Annotated in this window: 3 protein-coding genes and 1 pseudogene; 3 read left to right on the plus strand and 1 reads right to left on the minus strand. The window is 70.1% G+C overall.

Annotation, left to right across the window (positions count from 1 at the left end):
• A pseudogene (locus tag G6021_RS09625) lies at positions 1–315 on the minus strand (hypothetical protein); the annotation flags it as partial.
• A gap of 139 nt (positions 316–454) precedes the next feature.
• Between G6021_RS09625 and G6021_RS09630 the strand changes: the two are divergent.
• From G6021_RS09630 to treY, 3 genes are all read left to right on the plus strand, one after another.
• Complete coding sequence (locus G6021_RS09630) at positions 455–2,614, plus strand: acyltransferase family protein (RefSeq protein WP_182609853.1); 2,160 nt, start codon at positions 455–457, stop codon at positions 2,612–2,614.
• 56 nt (positions 2,615–2,670) lie between these two features.
• A complete protein-coding gene (gene glgX, locus G6021_RS09635; protein ID WP_182609854.1) occupies positions 2,671–4,815 on the plus strand; it encodes a glycogen debranching protein GlgX in 2,145 nt (714 codons plus the stop codon).
• A 2-nt stretch (positions 4,816–4,817) separates the two neighbouring features.
• The coding region (gene treY / locus G6021_RS09640) for a malto-oligosyltrehalose synthase (protein ID WP_182641165.1) at positions 4,818–7,034 on the plus strand (2,217 nt) is incomplete at its 3' end.

Raw genomic sequence — 7,034 nt, forward strand, 5'->3', positions numbered from 1 at the left:
GGCCGCCGCGGCGACCGCACACGTCAGCCCCGGAAGCACCACGAGGACGGTGACGCCACCCGGCCTCCGCAGGCCCGGGTGACGGTGCCACAAGGTCAGCACCGCACACACGACGGCCGCCCCGAGGAGGACGATCAACATCAGGAGCTGGCTGCCGCCGTCCGTCCCGGACTCCGGGAGCCGCAACCCCCTCCCGCCGCCCACCGAGAGCAACTCCGAGCGGGGTGCCGCCACGATCCACACCAGCAGCGCGACCACGGCCGGACCGACGACTCCCGACACGGTCCCCACGGCGCGGATCGGCGAGCTGAGCATGGGCCGGACTGTACCAACGCGGGCGCTGTCGACCGTCTGTGGTGTAATCGGACGCGGCTCCGCCATGCTCTTCGGTGCACGCGCTCGCAGAGTCGGGGCGCCTGCACAGACCGGACGACCCGTCAGGAAGTACTCGCCAGTGGCCACCAGCACTCCGATCTCGCCTGCTCGCCGCCGGCGAGGGAAGATGGCCTACCGGCACGACATCGACGGGCTCCGCGGGCTGGCCATCGCACTGGTCGTGGTGTTCCACATCTGGATGGGCCGCGTCTCCGGCGGCGTCGATGTGTTCCTCACCCTCTCCGGGTTCTTCTTCCTGGGATCGCTCCTACGCGGCGCCTCGGACGGGCGCACCGCCCTCAACCCGATCCCCCATCTCACGCGACTGGTCCGTCGGCTGTACCCGGCGTTGGTGGTCACGGTGGCCGCGACCGTCGTGGGGACGATCCTCATCAAGCCCCCTACCCAGTGGTCGGCGATCTTCGAACAGACCCTCGCCTCGCTGCTGTACTACCAGAACTGGGAGCTCGCGCTCACCTCCCAGGACTACGCGGCGGCCGACGCCACCATCTCGCCGCTGCAGCACCTGTGGTCCATGTCGGTGCAGGGCCAGTTCTATCTCGTCGCCCTCGGCGTCGTCCTGGGCCTGACCGCGATGTGGCGGCTCATCGGGCGGGGCGGCTCGCCCAAGTGGATGCTCCTCGGAGTGGTGGCCGTGGGCACCGCGGCCTCGGTGTGGTGGTCCGCCTACGGGCAGGCCGTCAACCAGCCCTGGAACTACTACGACACCGGCGCCCGGATGTGGGAGCTCCTCGTCGGTGGTCTCGTGGCGATCCTGCTGGCGGGGATCGTGCTGCCGTGGCCGTTGCGCATGCTCAGCACCGTCGCCGGGCTGGCGCTCATCGTGAGCTGCGGCTTCGTGATCGACGGCGCCGCCTACTTCCCCGGCCCCCTGGCCTGGTACCCGATCGGCGGGGCCCTGCTGATCATCCTCGGCGGCAACCTCCCCGAGGGCGAGCGCGCGACACCGCGGAGGGACCCGGTCACCTGGCTGCTGTCCGCGCGGGTGTTCCGACGCCTGGGCGACATCTCGTACTCCCTGTACCTGTGGCACTGGCCGCTCCTCATCCTCTGGCTCTCCTACGACCGGCAGGCCGAGATCACGCTGGTGTCGGGGCTGGCGATCGTCGCGGTCTCCGTGGTGCTCGCCCTGTTGACCGAGAAGTACGTCGAGCGACCGCTGCGGATGGCCAGCCGGGCACGCGGGCGGTCCACCCCCGCCGCCCAGAAGCGTGACTCGCTCCGCAAGGGGTCCGGACGCAACGCGCGCGATCAGCGCCGCTTCGTCCAGGCCACCGCCCTCGTCGTGGTGGCCGCGGTGGCCAGCCTCGGGACGGTCGGATGGTGGACCGCCACGTCCGCCTCCCGCTCGGCCGTGCCCTATGTCGACTCACTGACCGACCCGGACCACCCCGGGGCCCGCGCCTTCTTCGACGGCATCCCGGTCCCCGAGGACGCCGACTACGTCCCCTCACTGCTGCAGGTGGGCAACGACCTGCCCGTGAGCACCCTGGACGGCTGCATCTCGAACTTCGAGTCGGCCGAGGTGCAGATGTGCGTGTACGGCGACGTCACCGCGCCGCGCACCATCGCCTTGGTGGGTGGCTCCCACGCCGAGCACTGGATCAGCGGCCTCGACGAGGTCGGCCGACACTACGGCTTCCGGGTGGTCACGGTGCTCAAGATGGGGTGCCCGCTGACCCTGGACGCCTCGGTGTCCGACAGCGACGAGTTGCTGTACGAGAGCTGCGCCGAGTGGACGCCCGCCGCCCTGGCCGCCCTCGTGGGCCTGGCACCCGACTTCGTGTTCACCACCGCCACCCGGCCGGTGGGGGTCGTGGGCCCGGACGTCACCCCGCGCCAGTACGTGGACCTGTGGCGTGCACTCGACCAGCAGGGCATCGGCGTGATCGCCGTCCGGGACACCCCGTGGCTCAACCAGGGCCGCGGCCCGATCCGGGCCGGGGACTGTCTGGGAGACGGCGGCACCCCCGAGGAGTGCGGGATGCCCCGGGAGCGGTCCATCGCGCCGATCAACCCGGCCGGGCTCGCCGGGGCCGGGATCGACTCGGTCCGACTGATCGACCTCACCGACGGCCTGTGCGACCCGGCGAACTGCCCGGTCGTGGTGGGCAACGTGATCGTCTACCACGATTCCCACCACCTCTCCGGGTCGTGGGTCCGGTCCGCGTCGGGCGAACTGGCCAGGCAGATGGGGCCCGCGACCGGCTGGTGGTGACCGCCGGGGGCCCGGCACAGCGGCTCCCGCCCCGGAACGCACTACTGTTGGGCCTTGTGACCAACGACGACGCGCAGCAGTCCGCCCCAGAGCTCATCCGTGCCTGGCCTGGCACCGCCTTCCCCCTCGGTGCCACGTATGACGGAACCGGCACCAACTTCGCGCTGTTCTCCGAGGTGGCCGAGCGCGTCGACCTGTGCCTGATCGACCGCGACGGCGGGGAGCAGTGCGTCGAGCTCACCGAGGTAGACGGTCATATCTGGCACTGCTATCTGTTCGGGGTGACCCCGGGGCAGCGCTACGGCTTCCGGGTGCACGGGCCGTACGAGCCCGAGAACGGTCTGCGCTGCGACCCCTCCAAGCTGTTGCTCGACCCGTACGGCAAGGCCTTCGACGGGGAGTTCGACGGCCACCCGAGCCTGCACAGCTACGACCTGGACGACCCGGGTCGACGGAACACCGAGAACTCCCTCGGTCACACCATGACCACCGTCGTGATCAACCCCTACTTCGACTGGGGCAACGACCGCGCGCCCCGGCACGAGTACCACAACACCGTGATCTACGAGGCCCACGTCAAGGGTATGACCGCCACGCACCCCGACATCCCGGCGGAGATGCGCGGCACCTACGCCGGCATGACCCACCCGGCGATCATCGACTACCTGACCGACCTCGGCGTCACCGCGATCGAGTTGATGCCGGTGCACCAGTTCATGCAGGACCAGCGGTTGATCGACATGGGGCTGCGGAACTACTGGGGGTACAACAGCTTCGGCTTCCTGGCCCCGCACAACGAGTACGCGTTCGCGGAGAAGCCCGGTGACGCGGTGAGCGAGTTCAAGGCGATGGTCAAGGCGTTCCACGACGCCAACATCGAGGTGATCCTGGACGTGGTCTACAACCACACCGCGGAGGGTAACCACATGGGACCCACCATCGCGTTCCGCGGGATCGACAACCAGGCGTACTACCGTCTGGTCGAGGGCGACGAACAGCACTACATGGACTACACGGGCACCGGGAACACGCTCAACGTCCGGCACCCCCACTCCCTGCAGCTCATCATGGACTCGCTGCGGTACTGGGTCCTCGACATGCACGTCGACGGGTTCCGGTTCGATCTCGCCTCCGCCCTGGCCAGGGGGCTGCACGACGTCGACCGGTTGTCCTCATTCTTCGATCTGGTCCAGCAGGACCCGGTGGTCAGCCAGGTCAAGCTGATCGCCGAGCCGTGGGACGTCGGCGAGGGCGGCTACCAGGTGGGCAACTTCCCGCCGCTGTGGACGGAGTGGAACGGGCAGTTCCGCGACACCGTCCGCGACTTCTGGCGGGGAGAGCCCGCCACTCTCGGCGAGTTCGCCTCCCGCCTGACCGGCTCCTCGGACCTGTACGAGAACACCGGACGTCGCCCCACCGCCTCGATCAACTTCGTCACCGCCCACGACGGTTTCACCCTCAACGACCTGGTCAGCTACAACGAGAAACACAACGAGGCCAACGGCGAGGACGGCAACGACGGCGAGAGCCACAACCGCTCCTGGAACTGCGGGGTCGAGGGACCCACCGACGACCCCGAGGTGCTGCGTCTGCGCCACCGGCAGCGGCGCAACATGCTGACCACCCTCATCCTGTCGCAGGGCACGCCGATGATCGCCCACGGTGACGAGATCGCCCGCACGCAGGGCGGGAACAACAACGTGTACTGCCAGGACAACGAGATCGCGTGGATGAGCTGGGACCTCGACGAGGAGAAGGAAGACCTCCTCGAGTTCACCCGCACCCTGGTCCGACTGCGGAAGGACCATCCGGTGTTCCGCCGGCGCAGGTTCTTCGGCACCGTTCTCCGCGACGACGAGGACCCGCAGGACATCGCCTGGTTCAGCCCGGACGGGTCCGAGATGACCCACAAGGACTGGGACTCCGGCTTCGGCAAGTCCCTGGCCGTTTATCTCAACGGTGAGGGCATCCACGAACCCGACGAGCGTGGCCAGCGGATCGTCGACGACTCGTTCCTCCTGCTGTTCAACGCCCACCACGAGCCCATCGAGTTCTCGTTGTTGGGGTCCGAGTACGCCGAGAGCTGGGAGGTCGTCCTGGACACCGCGGTCCACCTCGAGGAGCGCACCGGTGAGCTGGGGTCGGACGACACGATCACGGTGGCCGATCGCGGCACGATCGTGCTGCGCAAGGTCACCTGATCGTGACCGCCGCGGATCTGACCGGGACCGGGCCGCTGCGCAGGGGTACGGCCCTGGCGAGCACCTACCGCATCCAACTGCGGACGCCCGCGTCCGACCCGGACGGCCGCGGGTTCGTCCTGGCCGACGTCGAGGCCCTGGTCCCCTACCTCGCCGACCTCGGCGTGGGATCGGTGTACCTGTCGCCGATCCTCGAGGCCACCCCCGGATCGACCCACGGGTACGACGTGGTGGACCCGACCACGGTCGCAGCGGAGCTCGGCGGGATCAGCGCACTGCGGTCGCTGCGGGCCGCCTGCCGGGAGCACGACCTGGGCCTGGTGGTGGACATCGTCCCCAACCACCTGGGTGTGGACCGTCCGGCGGCGAACCGCTGGTGGTGGGATGCGTTGCGCCGGGGCCCGGAGTCGCCGTATTTCACCTACTTCGACTTCGACACCGAGCCCGCCAACGGGGCGGACGGCCGGATAGCGATCCCGGTGTTGGGTTCACCGGAGGACGTCGACCAGCTCGTCGTCGTCACCCCCACCGACACCGCCACAGACACCGACACCTCCGACACGGACGCTGCGGAGGCCGAGCTGCACTTCTACGACCATCGCTTCCCGGTGGCCCCCGGCACCGGGGGCGGGACCGCGCAACAGGTGCACGACCGCCAGCACTACCGGTTGGTCCACTGGCGGGAGCCGCTCCTGGGCTACCGGCGGTTCTTCACCGTGACCGGGCTGGCCGGGCTGCGCCAGGAGGACCCGGCGGTCTTCGACGCCACCCACACCGAGGTGGCCCGCTGGTGCGAGGAGGATCTGGTCGACGGCATCCGGGTCGACCACCCCGACGGTCTCGCCGATCCCGTGGGCTACACCCGGCGGCTCCGCGGGCTGGCCGGCGAGGACCGGTGGCTGCTGGTGGAGAAGATCCTCGCGCCCTCCGAAGTGCTCGAGCCCGCCATGCCCGTCGACGGGACCACGGGATACGACGCCCTCCGGCTGATCGACCAGATGTTGGTGGACCGGGGCGGACAGGCGCGGTTGACCGAGCTGGCCTCCCGGTACTGCGGCGGCCCCGGCGACGAGGAGCAGGTCCACGATCAGTCCGCCCGTCTCAAGCGGCAGATCGTCCTGGAGGACCTCGCCCCCGAACTGGGCCGCCTGACCCGCGCGGTGCGGCGTGAGGCCGCCCTCGGCGGGGAGCCGAGTGTCGTGACGGGTGGTGACGACGAGGAGGCCCTCCTCCGCGAGGCGTTGGTCTCGGTGATCGAGCGCACGCCCGCCTATCGCGCCGACTATCCCGTCCTCCGCGGGACCCTGCCCGCGATACTGGACGATCTGCACCGCGACCGCCCCGAACTGGCTCCCGTGCTGGGTCTCGTGGCCGGGGCTCTGGCCCGTGGTGCCGAGGCCTCGAGCCGGTTGGCGCAGGTGACCGGTGCGGCCACCGCCAAGGCCGAGGAGGACCGCCTGTTCTACCGGCTCGGCCGGCTGGTCTCGCTCAACGAGGTCGGCGGTTCACCGGGGCGGATGGGCATGCAGGTGGAGGCCTTCCACCTCGCGATGGCCGAACGCGCGCTCGCCTCCCCCCTGGCCATGACGGCGCTCAGCACCCACGACACCAAGCGGGGCGAGGACGTGCGCGCCCGGATCTCGGTCCTCTCCCAGCTGCCCGACGAGTGGGCGGATCTGGTCTCCGAGGTGTTCCGGACGTTCCCCCCGCCCGCCGAGGACGCGGGGTACTTCCTGCTCCAGGTGATCGTGGGGGTGTGGCCGGAGCGCGACGATCCCGCCGACGACCTGCGGTCCCGCCTGCACGACTACGCCGACAAGGCCCTGCGTGAGGCCGCCGTGCACACCACCTGGACCGATCAGGACGCGGACTTCGAGTCCGCCGCCCACCGGTGGATCGACACCCTGCTCGACTCGGGCGGCGCGTTGCTCACCCCGTTCGTCGACCGCATCGCCCCCGCCGGGCGTGACAACTCGTTGATCGCCAAGGCGACACAACTGCTGTCCCCCGGGGTCCCCGACGTCTACCAGGGCACGGAGGTGTGGGAGGACTCGCTGGTCGACCCGGACAACCGCCGGTTCGTGGACTACGAGCCCCTGCGGTCCGGCGCGGTGGCCCGCGGCGGGCACCCCAAGTTCGCGCTGGTCCGTGAAGCACTGCGGATCCGGCGTGCGCATCCGGCGGCGATGGCGGCCGGCGCGCACGTCCCGCTTCCGGTG

This window comes from Dietzia sp. CW19 (genome assembly GCF_014145265.1).
In the GTDB taxonomy this organism is placed as follows: domain Bacteria; phylum Actinomycetota; class Actinomycetes; order Mycobacteriales; family Mycobacteriaceae; genus Dietzia; species Dietzia natronolimnaea.